This window comes from Devosia sp. 63-57, from assembly GCF_001899045.1.
Classification (GTDB): domain Bacteria; phylum Pseudomonadota; class Alphaproteobacteria; order Rhizobiales; family Devosiaceae; genus Devosia; species Devosia equisanguinis.
On the sequence record NZ_MKUY01000005.1, the window covers coordinates 1,461,058 to 1,479,636 of the forward strand.

General features: G+C 63.4%; 16 protein-coding genes. 8 read left to right on the forward strand and 8 right to left on the reverse strand.

Annotated features, from left to right (window positions below; translation table 11 throughout):
- Positions 1 to 280: 280 nt before the first annotated feature.
- The 3 genes from BGO80_RS15310 to glyS all read left to right on the forward strand — a co-directional run bounded on the left by BGO80_RS15310 (position 281) and on the right by glyS (position 4,965).
- Positions 281 to 835 carry a LemA family protein gene (locus tag BGO80_RS15310; protein ID WP_126149630.1) on the forward strand — a complete coding sequence of 185 codons (555 nt, stop codon included), beginning with the start codon at positions 281 to 283 and terminating at the stop codon, positions 833 to 835.
- Between the two features lie 114 nt (positions 836 to 949).
- The gene (locus BGO80_RS15315) at positions 950 to 2,836 is read left to right on the forward strand and encodes a DUF2207 domain-containing protein (protein ID WP_286722146.1); all 1,887 of its coding nucleotides are present in this window, start codon (positions 950 to 952) and stop codon (positions 2,834 to 2,836) included.
- A 104-nt stretch (positions 2,837 to 2,940) separates the two neighbouring features.
- Positions 2,941 to 4,965 (forward strand): glycine--tRNA ligase subunit beta, encoded by a 2,025-nt coding sequence (gene glyS / locus BGO80_RS15320; protein WP_286722147.1) that lies wholly within the window; start codon positions 2,941 to 2,943, stop codon positions 4,963 to 4,965.
- Between the two features lie 226 nt (positions 4,966 to 5,191).
- Here the strand turns inward: glyS and rnhA are convergent, their stop codons facing one another.
- Genes rnhA through ispH form a run of 3 tightly spaced genes read right to left on the reverse strand, consistent with a single transcriptional unit; the run spans position 5,192 to position 7,152 of the window.
- Entirely contained in the window at positions 5,192 to 5,662 is a 471-nt protein-coding gene (rnhA, locus tag BGO80_RS15325; RefSeq protein WP_126149627.1) for a ribonuclease HI, read from the reverse strand.
- A 3-nt stretch (positions 5,663 to 5,665) separates the two neighbouring features.
- Positions 5,666 to 6,184 (reverse strand): GNAT family N-acetyltransferase, encoded by a 519-nt coding sequence (locus BGO80_RS15330; RefSeq protein WP_286722148.1) that lies wholly within the window; start codon positions 6,182 to 6,184, stop codon positions 5,666 to 5,668.
- Complete coding sequence (gene ispH, locus BGO80_RS15335) at positions 6,181 to 7,152, reverse strand: 4-hydroxy-3-methylbut-2-enyl diphosphate reductase (RefSeq protein WP_286722149.1); 972 nt, start codon at positions 7,150 to 7,152, stop codon at positions 6,181 to 6,183. Before ispH ends, BGO80_RS15330 begins: the two co-directional genes overlap by 4 nt.
- A 140-nt stretch (positions 7,153 to 7,292) precedes the next feature.
- On the opposite strand from ispH, the gene BGO80_RS15340 reads away from it, so the two are divergent.
- Both BGO80_RS15340 and BGO80_RS15345 read left to right on the forward strand, forming a co-directional pair.
- Positions 7,293 to 9,542: a putative PEP-binding protein gene (locus BGO80_RS15340; protein WP_286722150.1), complete on the forward strand. Its 2,250-nt coding sequence runs from the start codon at positions 7,293 to 7,295 to the stop codon at positions 9,540 to 9,542.
- An 85-nt stretch (positions 9,543 to 9,627) separates the two neighbouring features.
- On the forward strand, positions 9,628 to 10,176 hold the full coding sequence (locus BGO80_RS15345; protein WP_286722151.1) for a hypothetical protein: 549 nt from the start codon (positions 9,628 to 9,630) through the stop codon (positions 10,174 to 10,176).
- Positions 10,177 to 10,264: 88 nt separating this feature from the next.
- Here the strand turns inward: BGO80_RS15345 and aroC are convergent, their stop codons facing one another.
- The 4 genes from aroC to BGO80_RS15365 form a co-directional block, all read right to left on the reverse strand.
- Positions 10,265 to 11,380, reverse strand: a complete 1,116-nt coding sequence (gene aroC / locus BGO80_RS15350; RefSeq protein WP_286722152.1) for a chorismate synthase — start codon at positions 11,378 to 11,380, stop codon at positions 10,265 to 10,267.
- Positions 11,381 to 11,454: 74 nt separating this feature from the next.
- Positions 11,455 to 12,351: a hypothetical protein gene (locus BGO80_RS15355; protein ID WP_126149621.1), complete on the reverse strand. Its 897-nt coding sequence runs from the start codon at positions 12,349 to 12,351 to the stop codon at positions 11,455 to 11,457.
- Between the two features lie 146 nt (positions 12,352 to 12,497).
- Positions 12,498 to 13,118 (reverse strand): histidine phosphatase family protein, encoded by a 621-nt coding sequence (locus BGO80_RS15360; RefSeq protein WP_286723056.1) that lies wholly within the window; start codon positions 13,116 to 13,118, stop codon positions 12,498 to 12,500.
- A 54-nt stretch (positions 13,119 to 13,172) separates the two neighbouring features.
- Positions 13,173 to 13,982 carry an enoyl-ACP reductase FabI gene (locus BGO80_RS15365; protein WP_286722153.1) on the reverse strand — a complete coding sequence of 270 codons (810 nt, stop codon included), beginning with the start codon at positions 13,980 to 13,982 and terminating at the stop codon, positions 13,173 to 13,175.
- Between the two features lie 103 nt (positions 13,983 to 14,085).
- Between BGO80_RS15365 and BGO80_RS15370 the strand changes: the two genes are divergently transcribed.
- Positions 14,086 to 15,510, forward strand: coding sequence for an FAD-binding oxidoreductase (locus BGO80_RS15370; protein ID WP_286722154.1), 1,425 nt, complete (start codon positions 14,086 to 14,088; stop codon positions 15,508 to 15,510).
- A gap of 142 nt (positions 15,511 to 15,652) precedes the next feature.
- Entirely contained in the window at positions 15,653 to 16,216 is a 564-nt protein-coding gene (locus tag BGO80_RS15375) for a hemerythrin domain-containing protein (protein WP_286722155.1), read from the forward strand.
- 86 nt (positions 16,217 to 16,302) lie between these two features.
- On the opposite strand, the gene ygfZ is transcribed toward BGO80_RS15375, so the two are convergent.
- On the reverse strand, positions 16,303 to 17,130 hold the full coding sequence (ygfZ, locus tag BGO80_RS15380; RefSeq protein WP_286722156.1) for a CAF17-like 4Fe-4S cluster assembly/insertion protein YgfZ: 828 nt from the start codon (positions 17,128 to 17,130) through the stop codon (positions 16,303 to 16,305).
- A 65-nt stretch (positions 17,131 to 17,195) separates the two neighbouring features.
- On the opposite strand from ygfZ, the gene BGO80_RS15385 reads away from it, so the two are divergent.
- Positions 17,196 to 18,524 (forward strand): dihydroorotase, encoded by a 1,329-nt coding sequence (locus tag BGO80_RS15385; RefSeq protein ID WP_286722157.1) that lies wholly within the window; start codon positions 17,196 to 17,198, stop codon positions 18,522 to 18,524.
- Positions 18,525 to 18,579: the final 55 nt, after the last annotated feature.

Sequence of the window (18,579 nt, forward strand, 5' to 3'; positions counted from 1 at the left end):
GACGGGTGCCGGATTTCGGTGCGATGCACCTTGAGCCCTAAACAGGCTCCGGCGAGAGCGTGCCTAGGGCGTCTATCCTGCGAGCAGAATGGTGCAGCGATGGAAGAGGCGCGTTGTCATGGCATAAAAGCTAGGGATTGCGCGCAGGAAGTCAAGCCCGCCCCATTGGTGGCCCGTTGCAATGGGCCGCTTGACCTGCCAGTCTCCGCCCCATTCGTCAGCCTGCCCGCGCCTGCCCAAGGGGCGCGTCGGAGCCGGGGACAGCTTTGGAGTCTAAGCCATGGAATGGGTCATTCTCGCGCTGGTGGTCGGCATCGTCGGCTATGCCATCGTCATCTACAACAGCCTCGTGTCCAACCGACAGATGGTCAAGGAGGGCTGGTCGGGGATCGATGTGCAGCTCAAGCGCCGCACCGACCTCATTCCCAATCTCATGGAGACGGTGAAGGGCTATATGGCCCATGAGCGCGAAACACTCGAGGCCGTGGTCAGCGCCCGTGCCAAGGCCACCAGCGTCGCTGCGGCCGGTCCCGAGGCTCGCGCCAAGGCAGAGGGCGAACTCTCGGCTGCATTGGGCCGCTTGCTGGCCATTGCCGAGGCCTATCCCGATCTCAAGGCGAATACGACTTTTCTCGAATTCCAGAGCGCGCTCAAGGGTGTGGAAGACGAAATCCAGATGGCCCGCCGCTACTACAATGGTGCGGTGCGCAACCTGAATATTCAGGTCGAGAGCTTCCCGTCCAACATCATCGCCAACATGTTCAAGTTTACCCAGAGCGAGTATTTCGAGCTGGAGAACGAGGCCGATCGGGCCGTGCCGCAGGTGAAGTTCTAAGCTTTTCGCAGCCAAATCAGCCAGCAAGGCGGACCATCGAAGGATGGTCTCGAAGTAGTCCCGACCAGGGGTTGGGATGGCACCGCGTCCGGGCCTTATGCCGAGTTCATGATCATGCGCTTCCTCGCCGCCCTTTTCCTGCTGCTTGCCCTCGCCGTGCCCAGCCTGGCGCGCGAGGAAATCCGCAGCATGGTGTCGGATGTGACCCTGGCGACCGATGGATCGGTACAGGTGGTCGAGACGCTGGTGGTCAATGCCGAGGGCGACCAGATCCGGCGCGGCATCTTCCGCGACATTCCGGTGACCATGCTGGGAGATTCGGGCAACAAGATCCGCATTGCGCTCGACGTCGAAAGCGTCACCCGCAATGGCCAGGCCGAGCAATTCGATGTCGAGCGCGAAGGCGATTTCCGCCGGATCCGGATCGGCAATCCCGACGCGCTGCTTCGCCCCGGCGAACAACGCTACGTGATCACCTATCGGCTCGAGCGCATGGCGCGCCCGAGCGCCGATGGCGACGAAATCTATTGGAACGCCACCGGCAATTACTGGAATTTCCCCATTCTCAATGCCGAGGCGCGGGTTCATCTGCCAGCTGGCGCAGTCATCGCCAACATGGCTGTTTATACCGGGCCTTTGGGCTCGACCGCGCGGGACGCCGCGATCAAGCGCGTTTCCGACAATGAAGCTGTGTTCCGCAGCCAAACCGTGCTGCAGCCCGGCGAAGGCATGAGCGTCGCGGTGTCGTTCCAGAAGGGGATTGTCAGCTACCCCGAGGGCATGGACGCCCTGGCGCAGTCGGCATCGGACCTGCGCGAGGTCATCCTGCCCATTTTGGCCGTGCTGCTGGTGCTGGGCTACAATCTCATCGCCTGGAACAAGGTGGGCCGCGACCCGCCCAAGGGCACGATCATTCCACTGTTTCATCCGCCCGAGGGCTTCTCACCCGCTCTCACGCACTATGTGCATCGCTGGGGCTTCGCCAATTCCGGCTGGACGGCGCTGACTGCGGCGATCTTCAGTCTCGGCGTGAAGGGGCTGGTGACGATCTACAACCCAGACAAGACGCTGACCGTGGTCGCGACCGATAAGCAAGCCGGGGGCGAACTGCCCGCCGGCGAGCGCGTGCTCTACGGCTACTTTTCGTCCAAGCGGTCGGTCACCATCGACAAGGCCAATGGGGTTGAGCTGGGCGCCAAGCGCACCGAATTCGTCAAGGCTATCGAGAGCGAGAACCGCCAGCTCTGGTTCCGCAACAATACCGGTTACGCGGTGTTCAGCTTCGTCCTTTCCGCAGCCTGCCTGGGGCTGATGGTGCTGTTCGACGTGCTCGATCCGATCTACCTCGTCGGGGCGGCATTTTTCGGGGTCTTTGCCGGGATCATCGGCAGCCTCATGATGTCGGCATTCAAGAGCGGCATCATCCAGAAGGTCATTGTCGGGGTCTGGGTCGGCATCGTGCTGTTCAATATGGGGGGCGGCTTCATCGAATCGCTGACCAGCATCACCATCAACAATGCGGCAATCGCCGCGGCGTCCCTGATCATCATCAGCGTGGTGTTCGCGGCACTGATGCGCGCGCCGACCATCCAGGGCCGCAAGGTGATGGATCAGATCGAGGGCTTTAAGCTCTACCTGGAGACCGCCGAAAAGAACCGGCTCAACATCAATGACGAACCGCCGATGACAGTGGAGCGCTTCGAACGCATCCTGCCCTATGCCATTGCGCTCGACGTGGAAAAGCCCTGGTCGGAGCATTTCGAGGCGGAACTGGCGCGCAATGCCGTGCCCGAGACCACCGCCAACAACTACTCGCCCAACTGGTATGCCGGCAGCCGCTCCTTCTCATCGGGCGGTCTGTCCAAGGCCATCAGCACCGCAACCACTGGCATGGCCGCCGCCATGGTCGCCGCGCAGCCTGTGCAGGCCAGCTCTTCCGGCTCGAGCGGCGGCGGCTTCTCCGGTGGCGGGGGTGGCGGCGGGGGCGGCGGGGGCTGGTGAGAAGGGTAGGTGAGGCCATTCCGCAATGGCGTGCGCGTATGCGCATAGACAAGCCCGCGCCCCCGCGCTAATCACGCACACGCCTTCAAATCCGGTACATTTTCATGCCCGAACTCCTGCTCGAACTCTTCTCCGAGGAAATCCCGGCCCGCTTCCAGCGTCGCGCCGCCGATGATCTCAAGAAAGCCGTCACCAATGCACTGGTCGATGCGGGTCTCGTCTATGAAGGAGCCAAGGCCTTCGCCACGCCGCGCCGCCTGGCGCTGACCGTGTCGGGCCTGCCGGTGCGCTCGCCCGACACGCGCGAGGAAAAGAAGGGGCCCAAGGTCGGTGCGCCGCAGCCCGCTATCGACGGCTTCCTGCGGTCGGCCGGGCTCAGCTCGCTGGATCAGGCCAAGGTGGAAAGCGACCCCAAGAAAGGCGATTTCTACGTCGCTCAGATCGAAAAGCCGGGTGCTGACGCGGTCGAGCTGCTCTCCGGCATCCTGCCCAAGGTGATGGCCGACTTCGCCTGGGCCAAGCCGATGCGCTGGGGCTCTGGCAGCTTCACCTGGGTGCGTCCGCTGCGCGCCATTACCGCCACTTTTGGCACCGAGAACGACGAGCCTGTGGTGGTGCCCTTCGCCGCCGCCGGGCTGCAATCCGGCCAGACCACGTTCGGTCATCGTTTCCTGTCGCCCGACGCCATTCGCGTCAAGCGGTTCGACGACTATCTGGTGGCTCTGGAACGCGCCAAGGTGGTGCTCGATATCGATCGCCGCAAGGACATCATCCGCACCGACGCCGATAACCTCGCCTTTGCGCAGGGCCTGAGCGTCATTCATGACGAAGGTTTGCTCGAGGAGGTCGCCGGCCTCGTCGAATGGCCGGTGGTGATGATGGGAACGTTCGATCCCGAATTCCTCAAGCTCCCTGAGGAAGTGATCATCGCCACCATCCGCGCCAACCAGAAGTGCTTCTGCCTGCGCGATGCTTCGGGCAAGCTGGCGCCCAATTTCATCATCACGTCCAATACCATCCCCGCCGATGGCGGCGCGGTCGTGGTCGCGGGCAATGAGCGCGTCATTCGCGCCCGCCTGTCCGACGCTGCCTTCTTCTATCAGGGCGACCTCGCCATTCCGCTGGAGCACGGCCTGCCCAAGCTCGAAGACATGGTGTTCCACGCCAAGCTGGGCACCCAGTTCGCCATGGTGCAGCGCCTGGTCAACCTGGCGGCCGAGATTGCGCCGCAGGTTGGCGCCGATGTGGAAAAGACCAAGCGCGCGGCCATGCTCGCCAAGGCTGATCTCGTTACCGGCATGGTCGGGGAGTTCCCCGAACTGCAGGGCTTGATGGGCCGCTATTATGCGACGGCGCAGGGCGAGCCGGCTGAAATCGCCAATGCGCTTGAAATGCACTACAAGCCGCTGGGCCCCTCCGATCGCGTGCCGACCGAGCCGGTGTCGATTGCCGTGGCGCTGGCCGACAAGCTCAACGTGCTCTCCGGCTTCTGGTCGATCGACGAAAAGCCAACGGGCTCGCGCGATCCCTTCGCGCTGCGTCGCGCGGCACTCGGCGTCATCCGCATTATCAGCGAGAACAATCTCAAATTCCCGCTGCAGGTGGAGCCGGATCTGCTGGCCTTCTTCCATGACCGTCTCAAGGTGACGCTGCGCGATGCTGGCGCTCGCCACGATCTGGTCGATGCCGTGATTTCGGCCGACAGCAACGATATCCTGCAGATCACCCAGCGCGCCGAGGCCCTGTCCTCGCTGCTGGCCACCGACGATGGTGCCAATCTTCTGGCCGGTTACAAGCGTGCGGCCAATATTCTAGCGGCTGAGGAAAAGAAGGATGGCAAAACCTATGGTGGCGCCATCGATCAGGGCGCATTGAAGCTCGCCGAAGAAGAGGCGTTGGCCTTCGCCGTCGATGGCGTCCATGCCGCCGTGTCCGCTCATGTGGCCAAGGACGACTACAAGGGTGCCATGGCCGAGCTCGCCACGCTCCGCGCGCCGGTCGATGCGTTCTTTACCGCAGTGCTGGTCAACGATGCCGATCCTGCCGTGCGCGCCAATCGCCTCAACCTTCTCGCCCGCCTGCGTGACACCATGCATCTCGTCGCTGATTTCGGGAAGGTGGCGGGGTAAGCCCGTAAGGCACCGTTCTGGTTGATGCCTCACACCCACCATGCCGCCGCCCTCGGGCTTGATCAGAGGGCGGCATGATGCGCGTTGCATCTGTCGTGCCAAAGCATTGGTTCTAATTCATTCAAGCCTGGCCGGCCTGCAAGCGCTCCTGCCTCTCAAGCGGAGACGCAGCGAAAGCGCCCCAATATAACCGGCAGTCGCTCGCTTCGGCCTCAGCCACACCGCCTTAAAACGGCGCCGTAAACCCTTCGGGCTTTTTGCCCTTGAATGGCGCCATGCCTTCGCGGGCGAGTTCGTCGGCCCGTTCGTTCAGTTCGTCACCGGCATGGCCCTTGACCCAATGCCAGGAAATCTCGTGCCGCTTGGTCGCCTCATCCAGCGCCTGCCAGAGATCGACATTCTTCACCGGCTTCTTGTCGGCGGTCTTCCAGCCATTGCGCTTCCAGCCATGCATCCAGCTTTGGACGCCGTTTTTCACATATTGGCTGTCGGTATGCAGATCGATCTTGCAGGGACGGTTGAGCGCGTTCAGTGCCTCGATGGCCGCCGTCAGCTCCATCTTGTTATTGGTGGTCAGCGCCTCGCCGCCCTTGAGCTCCTTGCGGTGCTGCCCGAACTGCAGAATGGCGCCCCAGCCGCCGGGGCCGGGATTTCCGGAACAGGCCCCGTCAGTATGAATGATAACGGATTCTGACATGGCCTAGGGGCGCCTCAGGATATGGAACTGGCAGGGAAGGCCGTAATAGTCGACGGCCTGATGCGTTTTCTCCATGCCGATCTTTTCCAGGACGGCACGAGACGGCGCATTGTCGACATGCGCCATGCCGATAAAGTGTTCGCCCTTGTCGTTGGCAAAGAACCAGTCGCGCAGGCCAGCGGCGGCCTCCTTGGCAAAGCCCCGTCCCCAGAACTCTTCGTAAAGCGTGTAACCGATCTCCGCCTCGCCAGTAGGCGGGTAAACGCCAAACCCAGCTCGACCCACCAGAGTGCCATCCGACTTCCGGCGCACTCGCAGCTTGCCCAGCTGCCGGGTTTCGAACAGGTCGATCCAGTGCGCGATTGCCTCTTCGCACTGTGCGCGCGTAAACGGCACGCCACGCGATGTAAGATAACGGGTCGCACCTTCGCTGCCGTGCAGGCGCATCAGGTCGTCGATCTGGTCCATGCGCCAGCCCGAAAGCACCAGCCGCTCGGTTTCGAACAGGTCGAGATCGCTCATCGCCCCGAGGCCACTTCCAGATTGCGCAGCACCTTGGGAATGTTGAAAGCGATATGCTCTTCGGCGGTGGTCTTGGTCTCGACCTTGACCTCATAGCGGGCGGCAAAAGCGTCGATCACCTCTTCCACAAGGCTTTCCGGCGCCGAGGCCCCGGCGCTGACACCCAGCGACTTGAGATCGCCATAGAGCGACCAGTCGATATCGCTGGCGCGATCCACCAGCGTGGCAATCTTGCAGCCCGAGCGCAGGGCGACTTCGACCAGGCGCTGCGAATTGGACGAATGGGGCGACCCCACAACAATCATCGCATCGACCAGGGGCGCCACCGCCTTGATCGATTCCTGCCGGTTGGTGGTGGCGTAGCAGATGTCTTCCTTGTGCGGCCCATTGATAGCCGGGAAGCGCGCCCGCAGTGCCGCGACGATTTCGCGCGTGTCATCGACGCTGAGCGTGGTCTGGGTCACAAAGGCCAGCGTTTCCGGATGCTTGGGCGTAAAGGCCCTGGCGTCGGCAACTGTTTCGATCAGCGTCACCGCCCCTTGCGGCAATTGCCCCATGGTCCCGATCACTTCCGGGTGGCCCTGGTGGCCGATCAGCACGATCTCGTGGCCTTCCTCGAAATGGCGCTGCGCCTCCACATGCACCTTGGATACGAGCGGGCAGGTGGCGTCGAGAAAGAACATGTTGCGTGCCTTGGCATCGGCCGGCACGCTCTTGGGCACGCCATGGGCCGAAAACACCACCGGCGCCTCGGTCTCGGGGATTTCGTCGAGTTCCTCGACAAAGATCGCGCCCTTTGCCTCCAGGCTCTGCACCACATATTTGTTGTGCACGATGGCGTGCCGGACATACACCGGCGCGCCGTATTTTTGCAGCGCCAGCTCCACGATCTGGATGGCGCGGTCTACGCCGGCGCAGAATCCACGCGGGGCGCAGAGAAGAATGTCGAGGTGCGGCCTTTTTTCCATGCCAGATCAGATGCTTTCCGCGGTCCTGCAAGTCAAGTGCTGTTGCAGCAGACACAGGGCACGGGCAATATGATGCCAGTTTGGCGGGGGACGGTCGGTCAGTGAGTTTAACCCAGGAAATGTTTGCGATTGCCCCGGCAATGGGGAAGGCGAACCTGAGTGCTGGGCAACTCAAATTGCTGGCCGGCAAGGCGCGCTGGATTTTCCGCGTCTGCGAGGCCGGTTTTCCCACTGTTCCCACCATCGTTCTCACCCGCGCCTGCTGGGATGAGTTGCAGGCCGAACGCGGCCGTCGCGACATGCGCCTGCGCGCCCATTGGGTGGCCTGCCTCTATAAGCTCGTCGACAAGGACGGCAAGCCGCCCATGCTGGTGGTCCGCACCTCCGCCGCCAGCCATAATGGCGGGCTGATGCCGGCCAAGGTGGGCATTCCCGCGCCGGGAGCTCCGGAAGACTCCGTGGATCCCGCGCGTCCGCTGGCCCGTGCCATCAAGCAGGCCTTCGAAAGCTATGGATTTTCAGGCGCCGGCTGGGGCGCCTCGCGCAGCGACGAAGAACGCGCCCGCCAGATCGTTTTGGTCCAGGCCGTGGCCGGCGGCGAGGTCGAACAATTCCTCACCCGCCACGCCACCACCGGGGCGCTCGGCCCGGCTGCCTTACCCGGCAGCCCGCTGCCCCGCTTGCCGGAAAGCGTTGGTGCACTGGTCTCCTTGCTCGATGCCAAGGCCGGCCGCCACATGGCGTGCCTCGTCTCGGTGGATAAGGGCAAGGTCCTGTTCCTCTCCGCCCGCCCCGTTCAGGCCAGTGGTGATGCCGATCTCAACGCCGCGGTGGACCGCGTGCACCGCAAGGTGTGGACGCCGCAGGGCGCCGTCACCCGCGTCGATCCCAACCGCCTGGCGCTGATGCTGCATCCGCGGCTGAAATCCTCTGAAGGCGTCTCGCCCATCGCCATGGGCCTTGGCGTGTCCCCGGGTGCCGCCAGCGGCGCCATCGTCTTCAATGCCGAGGATGCGGCCCGCCTGCGGGCGCGCGGCAAGCATTGCATCCTCGTCGTCAACGAAACCGGTCCCGCCGACATCGAGGGCATGAAGGCCGCCACCGGCATCCTCACCGCCCGCGGCGGCATGTCGAGCCATGCCGGCGTCATTGCCCGCATCACCGGCAAGCCCTGCGTCGCCGGGGTGCGCAATCTTTCGGTCGACACTACCGAAATGGTCGCCCGCATCGGCGACCGCGAATTCCGATCCGGCGATCGGCTGACCATCGATGGCGGCGACGGCTCGGTCTATGTGGGAACGTTGCCGCTGGCCCAGCCACAGATCGGCGGCGCCATAGGCACGCTGCTCGGCTGGTCCGACAGCAGCCGCACCATCGCTGTGCGCACCAATGTCGAAACCGTCGATTCCGCCGCGACGGCCCTCAGCTTCGGTGCCGAAGGCATCGGCCTCGCCCGTTCCGAACACATGTTCTTCTCGCCCGAGCGCATGGTGGCGCTGCGCCGCATGATTCTCTCCGAAGATGAGGACCAGCGCAGCCTCGCCATCAATGGTCTGGTCGACTTTCAGACCGGCGACTATTCCGCGCTTTTCTCCGCCATGCGCGGCCTGCCGGTCACCGTGCGCCTCTTCGATCCGCCCTTGCACGAATTCCTGCCGCGCACCGACGAGGAGATCGAGGAAACCGCCGCTTCGCTGGGCCTTGCCGTCCGCGCCCTGCGCCTGCGCCTCGAGCGCATCGCCGAGATCAATCCCATGCTGGGCCATCGCGGCGTGCGGCTCGCGATTACCTATCCCGAAATTCTGCAAATGCAGATGCAGGCGGTGCTGGCCGGCGCCAGGGCGGCCAGCGAGGCCCTCAACCTCACCATTCCGGTCGAGGTCATGGTCCCCTTCGTGTCCACGGCCACCGAGGTCTCCTGGGTGCGCGAACGCGTAATCAATATCCTCAACAATTCCGGCCTTGTGCGCTCGGACCGCGTCAAATTTGCCTTCGGCACCATGATCGAATTGCCGCGCGCCTGCCTGCGTGCCGGCGATATTGCTGGCATGGTCGACTTCATCTCCTTCGGCACTAATGATCTGACGCAGACCACTTTCGGCATTTCGCGCGATGACGCGCCAACCTTCCTCGCTGCCTATCAGCGTAAGGGCGTCTATGAGCGCGACCCCTTCGTCACCATCGACGAAAAGGGCGTCGGCGAAATGATCGAGATTGCCATTGCCCGGGGCAGGGCGGCCAATCCCCGCCTCAAGATCGGCATTTGCGGCGAACATGCGGGCGATCCTGCCTCACTGCGCTTCTTTGCCGGCCTCGGCGTCGATTACGTCTCCTGCTCACCCTATCGTGTTCCGGTGGCCCGGCTGACCCTGGCGCAAGCATCTGCTTAAATTTGCGGGACATTATGCCTATATAGGACAAAGCGTTCGATCCGGCCGCAACAAGGCCGGACGCAAGGGAAGGAAAATTGCGCCCGTGAAAAGTCTGACGGCACTGCTTGTTCTGCCACTGCTCGTCGTGCCATCGGCACCCGCCTTCGCCCAAAGCGGCGCCCAGTGCGCACCCATTGCATCAGCCGAAGAACGGCTCGCCTGCTATGACGCCGTTTTCCGCCCCGATCCCGGTGCCGTTGCCACCAGCAGCGCAGTAGTCGAATCGGAACAGTTGATCCCGGCACGCCCCAGCGGCCGTGCCCCGGCAACGATCACCATTTCCTGCGAAGCAAAAGGCCTGCAGATCGCTTTCGGCTTTGCCGGAAACAACATTTCCGCGCTCGGACGCGATGCGGGCCTGACGCTACAATACGATCTGCAACGCCGCTCCAGCACCCTGCCGGTCAATGCCGACAATACGGCCATCCTCATCGATAACCCGCGCGACGCTCGCGCCTTCGTCGATAGCCTGGCCGGCGTCACCAACCTGACCCTGCGCATGACCCCGGCCAATACCAGGACGCTCTCGGTGCGCTTCCAGGTCGACGCCATTCTGCAAGCCGCCGAGCCGGTCGTCGCCACCTGCCCCTAAGCGTGATTGCCGTCTGCGCGCCGCGTGGCCTTCCCTCTTCCCTTCGCGGGAGAGGATGGCGCTCACTGCGCTAAAACGTGGGAAAAGTTCAGTTCCGCTGAAAACCCACCGCGCCTTCGCGCCCGGTCTGGCCGCGATGGCGCAGCATGTGATCGGCCAGCACCAGCGCCATCATCGCCTCGCCCACCGGCACGGCGCGGATGCCGACGCAGGGGTCATGGCGACCCTTGGTGATGATGTCGGTATCCTCATTGCCCGTCGTCACCGTCTGGCGCGGGGTGATGATCGAGGATGTCGGCTTGACCGCAAAGCGGCAGACGATGGGATCGCCGTTGGAAATCCCGCCGAGAATGCCGCCGGCATGATTGGAGAGGAAATACGGCCGGTCCGCCCCCGCGCGCATTTGGTCGGCGTTCTCCACACCGGTGAGACCAGCCGCATCGAACCCGTCGCCGATTTCGACAGCCTTGACGGCATTGATGCTCATCATCGCCGAGGCCAGATCGGCGCTCAGCTTGCCATAGATTGGCGCGCCCCAGCCGGCGGGCACGCCTTCGGCGACCACCTCGATCACCGCGCCCACCGAGTTGCCGTCCTTGCGGATGCCATCGAGATAGTCGGCCCACAGCGCCGCCGCCTGGGCATCGGCACAGAATAGCGGGTTCTGGTCGACCTGGTCCCAGTCGAAATTGTTGTAGTCGATCTTGTGCGGCCCCACTTGCACGAGGCTGGCGCGAATGGTGACGCCCGCAAGCACCTGCCGGGCAATGGCCCCCGCCGCCACGCGCGCCGCCGTTTCGCGCGCCGAGGTGCGGCCGCCACCGCGATAGTCGCGAATGCCGTATTTCTGGTCATAGGTGTAGTCGGCATGGCCCGGACGATATTTGTCGCGGATATCCGAATAGTCCTTGGAACGCTGGTCGGTATTCTCGATCACCAGCGAAATCGGCGTGCCCGTGGTACGCGGCCCATCCGTGCGCTCGTCCTCGAACACGCCGGAGAGAATTTTCACCTCGTCCGCCTCGCGACGCTGGGTGGTGAACTTGGATTGCCCCGGCTTGCGGCGATCGAGGTCCCGCTGGATCATTTCGGGGGTGAGGGCAATACCCGGCGGGCAGCCATCCACCACCACGCCAAGCGCCGGCCCATGGCTTTCGCCCCAGGTGGTAAAACGGAAAAGATGCCCGAACGTATTGAAAGACATGGATGCTCGCCTCGTATTGGCGCCTTCATAAAGCCTTTTGCGGCGCGAGGGAAACCGCTTTCATCGCGCGGCCCCTAGCAGCCGATATCGTTCGGCGGCTGGTTATAGACATAGGCTGAGACCGACATATAGGTCTTGGCCAGAACAAAGCTCCGGTCCTCGCCCAATGGCCAGACGGTCTGGGATGCATCGCTGCAACCAGGGATTGAGGAACCAAGAACGGCTTCCGCTGCAGCAGTAAACTTGTCCATGGCAAACATATCGGCTTCCACCTGTGAGGAGAGGATGAGGGCGGACAACGCTTCGCCGCTGCAGATATCCGCCTGGCCATGCAGGAACACAAAGCCGTTGAGCCCTTCAATGACAGGCGCATCCAGCGACGGAGCCGGCATGCTGATACTGAGCGTGCACTCGTCCGATCTGTTTTCCTCCGCCTTGCCATAGCGGCTCATCCACGCGCGAAAGGCATGTTCGTCGCCGAACGGCACCAGCTCGTCGCGGAGGCGCTGCATGAATTCCATCAATTGCTCGGGCACGAGAAGCTGTGCGCTATCGGTGGCGCTGGGCACGCAATTGGCGTCAAGCGGAGGAGAAGCGCGCACTGCGATTTCGACATGGTTGCTATTGTAGTCGAGTTGCTGCCAGCGCATCGACCGGTCTCGGGCAAGCTGCCAATGCTGGTAGCCGCTGATGCTGCAGGCGTCGTCAGGCGCTCCAAATCGACGTGTCAGCAGCGCCTCGAAACTGTCCCGGTTCTGCGTCGAGCCAAAAATTACCGACAGCTTCACCTGATGGGGCGAGCCGTCATTGATGTCGCGCTGCACCTCGAAAATGCCGGGCAGCTTGCCCGTGGCGTTGGTATAGAGCGCATCCGGATCGAGATCGGCAAGCGGACGCAGTTGCGCTGTGGATGTCGGGCCGTCTGCGAGCAGGCTATCCATATCGTTGAGCACGGCCGCGAGACGCTTCATGCCCTCTCTATCGAGCACTCCGAATTCGACAATGTAGTCGTCACCCTCGCCCTGCGCCCACGAAGGCGCACAGGAGGCCGATAGTGCTACCGCAAAGCCCAGTGCAGCAAGCAAGCGCCCGAGCGCGCGTCCCCTCACGCGCCGCACTAGACGTCTGCAGCCGTGAGCAATTCCATTTTGCCGGGCGTGAAATGCATGATCACGTCCTGTGGCGGAGCCCAGTTGATCACTTCGACAATGGGTGCGCGTTCGATCAGGGCGCGCAGCGTCCGAGCAATGCCGCCATGGGAAACCACCACCGAGGGCCCCTTGAGCACGCCAGCAAATTCCACCAGCCGGGCCTCGACGTCGCGATAGTTCTCGCCGGCCTCGGGGCGGAATTCCCAATAGCTTTCGTCGCGTTCGCCAGGGGCCACCGCCATATGTTCCGGCAGCTCGTCATGAAGGCTGCCCTCGAGCACGCCGAAGGAAATTTCCATCAGCCGCACATCGTACTGTACGTCAGGCAGGTGCTGGTCGAACCCGGCGCGGACGCGATCCATGGTTTCGCGGGTGCGTCCCAAAGGCGAGGCATGCCACTCGAAGGCAAGCGGGTCGAGCCCGCGCGCCTTGAACAGGGCGGCCAGCGTCTTGCCGTTCTGGCTCGCCTGGCCACGGCCCTTGTCATTGAGCGGAATGTCGCGGCGGCCCTGATATCGCCGTTCGGCGTTCCAGGGCGTTTCGCCATGCCGGATGAAGTAGATTTCCGGCCAGACAAGGGCAACCATGGTCACATGCGCGCCGCCACCGGCGCGCCCCTTCGATTGGGCCTATGAACGGGTCTATGCTTCGGCTTCGGTGGAATTATCATCCAGAAGTTTCATGCCGACGACATTGAAACCGGCATCGACATAGTGGATTTCGCCGGTCACGCCGCCCGCCAGGTCCGACAGCAGATAGGTGGCCGCGCCGCCCACATCGTCGATCGAGACGTTCTTGCGCAGCGCCGAATTGGCTTCCTGCCAGTGCAGCATGTCGCGCAGGCCGGAAATGCCAGAGGCGGCCAGGGTCTTGATGGCGCCGGCCGAAATGCCGTTGACGCGAATGCCCTTCTTGCCGAGATCCACCGCCAGGTAGCGCACCGAGGCTTCCAGCGCCGCCTTGGCCACGCCCATCACATTGTAATTCGGCACATATTTGACCGCGCCGTAATAGGTCAGCGTCAACAGCGCCCCGCCCGGGTTCATCAGCGGCTCGGCGCGCTTGGCGACGGCGGTGAAGGAATAGACCGAGATATCCATGGTCAGCGCAAAATTGTCGCGGCTAGTCTCGATATAGCGGCCTTCCAGCTCTTCCTTGTTGGAAAAGCCGATGGCGTGCACCACGAAATCGAGCGAGCCCCACTTGTCCTTGATCTGGCGGAAGGTCTCGTCCATGGCGGCTTCGTCGGACACGTCGCATTCCACGAGGAAGTCCGAGCCGACCTCGGCAGCCAAAGGCTCGACGCGGCGCTTCAGCGCCTCGCCCTGATAGGAAAACGCCAGCTCGGCGCCCTGTGCGTGCAATTGCTTGGCAATGCCCCAGGCGATCGAGCGGTTGTTGGCGAGGCCCATGATCAGTCCGCGCTTGCCTGCCATCAATCCAGTGGCCATTCTTGGGTTTCCCTTGCTGGAGTCGTTTGTCCGGTTGTGGCACATGGGGGCAGGGGCGGGCAAGGTTGCCTGCCGCGCGTCTCTAATGTTTCCGGGGTTTTCCATGTCCCTTTCCGCCACCCAGATCGTCTCCGCCCTCACCGATATCCTTGGCAGCGGCCATGTCGTCGGCGAGGTCGAGAAGATGGGCGCCTGGCTGAACGAGCCGCGCAAGCGCTTCCACATGCAGGCTGCTGCCGTGGTCACACCGCCCGATGTCGCGGCGGTGCAGGCAGTGCTGCGCTGGGCCAACCAGAACCGCGTGGCCATCATCCCACAAGGCGGCAATACTGGCCTTGTGGGTGCCCAGGTGCCGCTGCGGGGCGATGAGGTCATTGTGAGCCTTGCCCGGCTCGACCGCATCCGCTCCGTCGACAGTGCCGCCGGTGTCATGGTCGCCGAAGCCGGCGTCATCCTCGAAAACGCCCATAAGGCCGCCGAAGCCGCCGGGACGATTTTCCCGCTCTGGCTGGCCTCGCAGGGTTCGGCCCGCATTGGCGGCGTGCTCTCCTCCAATGCCGGTGGCGTCAACGTCCTCGCCTATGGCAATGCCCGCGAACTGACCATGGGTGTCGAGGCAGTCCTCGCCGACGGCCGGCTCTATCAGGGGCTCAACGCCCTCAAGAAGGACAATACCGGCTATGATCTCAAGGACCTGCTGGTCGGCGCCGAAGGCACGCTGGGCATCATCACCGCCGCCTCGCTGAAGCTCTATCCCTTGCCCGAGGACTATGAGACCGCGCTGGTCAATGTCGCCTCGCCCGATGCGGCGCTCGATCTGTTTCAGCTGATGCGCCAGCGCGCCGGTGGCCGCCTCAACGCCTTCGAACTCATTCCCCATATCGGCCTCGACATCCAGCTGCGTCACGGCATGCTCGATGCCGATCCCACCGCCAGTGCCTCCCCCTGGTATGCGCTGATCGAAATGAGCCGCATGGCCGGCTCCGCTCCCGGCGCGCTGCAATCGGCTCTGGAAGCCGCCTTCGAGGAAAACCTCATCGCCGACGCCACAATCGCCGAATCGCTGGCCGACCGCACCCGCATGTGGGCCTTCCGCGAGCAGATGAGCGAGTGCCAGTCGCGTGAGGGCGCCTCGATCAAGCACGACGTCTCGGTGCCCATCGCCGCCATTCCCGCGCTGATCCGCGAGGGCAGCGCCGCCGCCGAAAAGCTAGTGCCGGGCATTCGGCCGGTGCCGTTCGGCCATATGGGCGACGGCAATATCCACTTCAACTTCTCCATGCCGCTCGGCGCCGACCCCAAGGCCTTCATGGCCCAGTATGACGAGGCCATGCACGAGGTGATCTATGAGGTGGTGCTGCGCCATGGCGGCTCGGTTTCCGCCGAACACGGCATCGGCCAGCTCAAGGTGGACCTGCTGCAGCACGTCAAAGACCCCGTCGCCCTCGAAATGATGCGCGACATCAAGACCGCCCTCGACCCCAACGGAATTCTCAATCCGGGAAAAATGCTCCGAACTGTGCCATAGGCCAAACGCGCCAGTGGCGCGTTTTGAACTGAGAACGCCATGAGAGCTACGCTCGAATGGCACGAAGTCGGGGACTTCTTTCTTCCCGGTTCTCCCACTGTGCCTTCTTGCGACGGCACTCCGGCAGCCCCATCTCTGCTACATGCTACTCAAAGATATCCAGTTTCTCGACGACGCCACGCGCCCTGCCATTCCCGATCTTCCGGGCATAACCGAAGTGCAAAAGCTGCCCGGCCAGCACCTGCGCATGATCCATGACCATCTGCGCGACAACATGGTCGTGCTTGGCCGCCTGATCGAGCGCGCCGGTGAAGGCAAGGCCAGCGTCGCCGAAGTCAAGGCAGAAACCGCCGACCTCGTCATGGTCTCGAACTATCGGCGCTTCGGCACGCTGTGTGGCCAATATTGCCAGTTCGTCCATGGCCATCACTCCATCGAGGACGTGGCCATCTTCCCGGCGCTGGCCGATCAGAGCCCCGCCTTCAAGGCGATTGCCGATCGCCTGCAGGCTGAGCATGTGGTGGTGCACACCCTGCTCGAAAAGCTGATCGATGCGCTGATTGCGCTCGCCGATGCGCCCGGTCGTGACAATTTCGATGATGCCGTCAGCGTTTTCCGCGCCCTCGAAACCGTCCTCCTCAGCCATCTCGGCTACGAAGAAGACGCCATTGGCGACGCCTTGGGCTATTTCGACATCGGCGTTTAGCGCCAGGCAGATTGCCCTCTGGCAAACTGCCTCCCCGTGCCCCATTCCGCCCTCGGGCCTGACCCGAGGGCTTCAGCCGCGAGAGCCTAATCCTCCGCGCCCGCCTCGCCAAAGACATAGCGCGCCCAGACGGGCAGTTCCAAACTCACCGGCTTGCCATCCACCGTCGCCGCACCAGCATCGCTGATCCGGTCTAGCCGCAAAATGGCGACGGCCTGTCCATCGACCACCTGGCCGATCGTGCCCGCCTCGCGCCCGCCCGCGACCACTGCGCTGCCCTCCGGCGCGTCAATGCCCGAAACGATCACCGGCCGCCGCCGCGCCGTGCCGCGATGCTTCATGCGGCTGACCACTTCCTGCCCGACATAACACCCCTTGGCGAAGTCGATGCCGTCGAGAATGTCGAGACCGATATCGTGGGCAAAGGCGTCATTGGCGGGGAAGTCATTGCCCTGATGCAGGATGCCGGCAGCGATGCGCTCTTTTTGGTAGACGCCGTCATCCTGCACCCAGCCTGTGGTATCCTCCACCGGCGCAATCACGCGCCACCCCAGGTCCACAGGACCAAGCCGGTCAGTATGGCGTACCCCCTCCAGTCCGGCCTCCTGCGCAAAACCCGCGCGATGCGTAGCGCGCAAATCCTCGATTTCGACCTTGGCGCGCAGCTTGTACATGCGCATGCGCTTGAAAAAGTCGTCGGCCACCGATTGGTGCACGTCCAGCCACAGCGCCTCTTCGGCATGGCCCGCCAGCCCCTCGGCCAGGATCTTGCCCTGTGGCGACAGCAGCGTCCATGCCGCCGCAACCTCACCACTATTCGGAATTTGCCCCGTCACCACGTCATTGAGCAGGCGATGGGCCTCGGGCCCCGAAAAGCGGAAGACGGCGCGGTCGGCGCGAAGATAGGTGGTCATCTGGCTTGCCTCTCGGAACACCCATGCTAAACCGGCCGGAGGTGACCAGCAGCAGGACCGAAGACATGGCGCAGTACGACACGATTTTCAAGAACGCCACCCTGGTCAATCACGATGGCGAGGGGCTGGCCGACATTGCGGTGAAGGACGGTCGCATCGTGGCGCTGGGCGCCATCGACGGCAGTGCCGCCGAAATCGTCGACTGCAAGGGCCTGCATATCCTCCCCGGCGTCATCGACACCCAGGTCCACTTCCGCGAGCCCGGCCTCACCCACAAGGAAGACCTCGAAACCGGCTCGCTCGGCGCCGTCATGGGCGGCGTCACCGGCGTCTTCGAAATGCCCAATACCAATCCGCTGACCACCACGCGCGAGACCTTTGAAGCCAAGATCGCCGCCGGCACCAACCGCATGCACTGCGATTTCGCTTTCTATATCGGCGGCACCCACCACAATGTCGCCGAGCTGCCCATGCTGGAAAAGCTCCCCGGCTGCGCTGGCGTAAAGGTGTTTATGGGCTCTTCCACCGGCTCGCTGCTGGTCCAGGACGATGCCGGCGTCGAGGCCATTTTGCGCGCCATTTCGCGCCGTGCAGCCTTCCACTCCGAAGACGAATATATGCTTGAGGAACGCAAGCACCTGCGCATTCCCGGCGATCCCTCCAGTCACCCGGTCTGGCGGTCGCCCGAAGTGGCGATGAGCTGCACGACGCGCCTCGTCAACCTCGCCCGCAAGACCGGCAAGCGCATCCACGTTCTGCATATCTCGACCAGGGAAGAAATCGCCTATCTCGCCGACCACAAGGATGTGGCCTCGGTCGAGGTCACCCCGCACCACCTGACGCTCGACGAAACCGCTTACACACGTCTTGGCACCTATGCCCAGATGAACCCGCCGGTGCGCGACAAGGCGCATCGCGACGGCATCTGGCAGGGCGTCGCCAATGGCGTCGCCGACATTCTGGGCTCAGACCACGCGCCGCATACGCGCGAAGAAAAGGACCATCCCTATCCGCAGAGCCATTCCGGCATGACTGGCGTGCAGACGCTGGTCCCCACCATGCTCGATCACGTCAATGCCGGCCGACTCAGCCTCCAGCGGTTCGTCGACATGACCAGCCATGGCCCCAATCGCCTGTTCGGCATTGCCAACAAGGGCCGCATCGCCGTCGGCTATGACGCCGACCTCACCATCGTCGACATGAAGCGCCGCGAAACCATCACCAATGACTGGATCAGGAGCCGTGCCGGCTGGACCCCCTATGACGGCGTCACCGTCACCGGCTGGCCTGTCGGCACCGTGGTGCGTGGTCACAAGGTCATGTGGCAGGGCGAATTGGTCACCCCCAACAAGGGCCAACCCATGCGCTTCCTCGAAGCCCTGCCACAGGGTTAGTGTCCTGCGGCGATCGCCTACCCGATCGTCACCCTCGGGCCTGACCCGAGGGCCC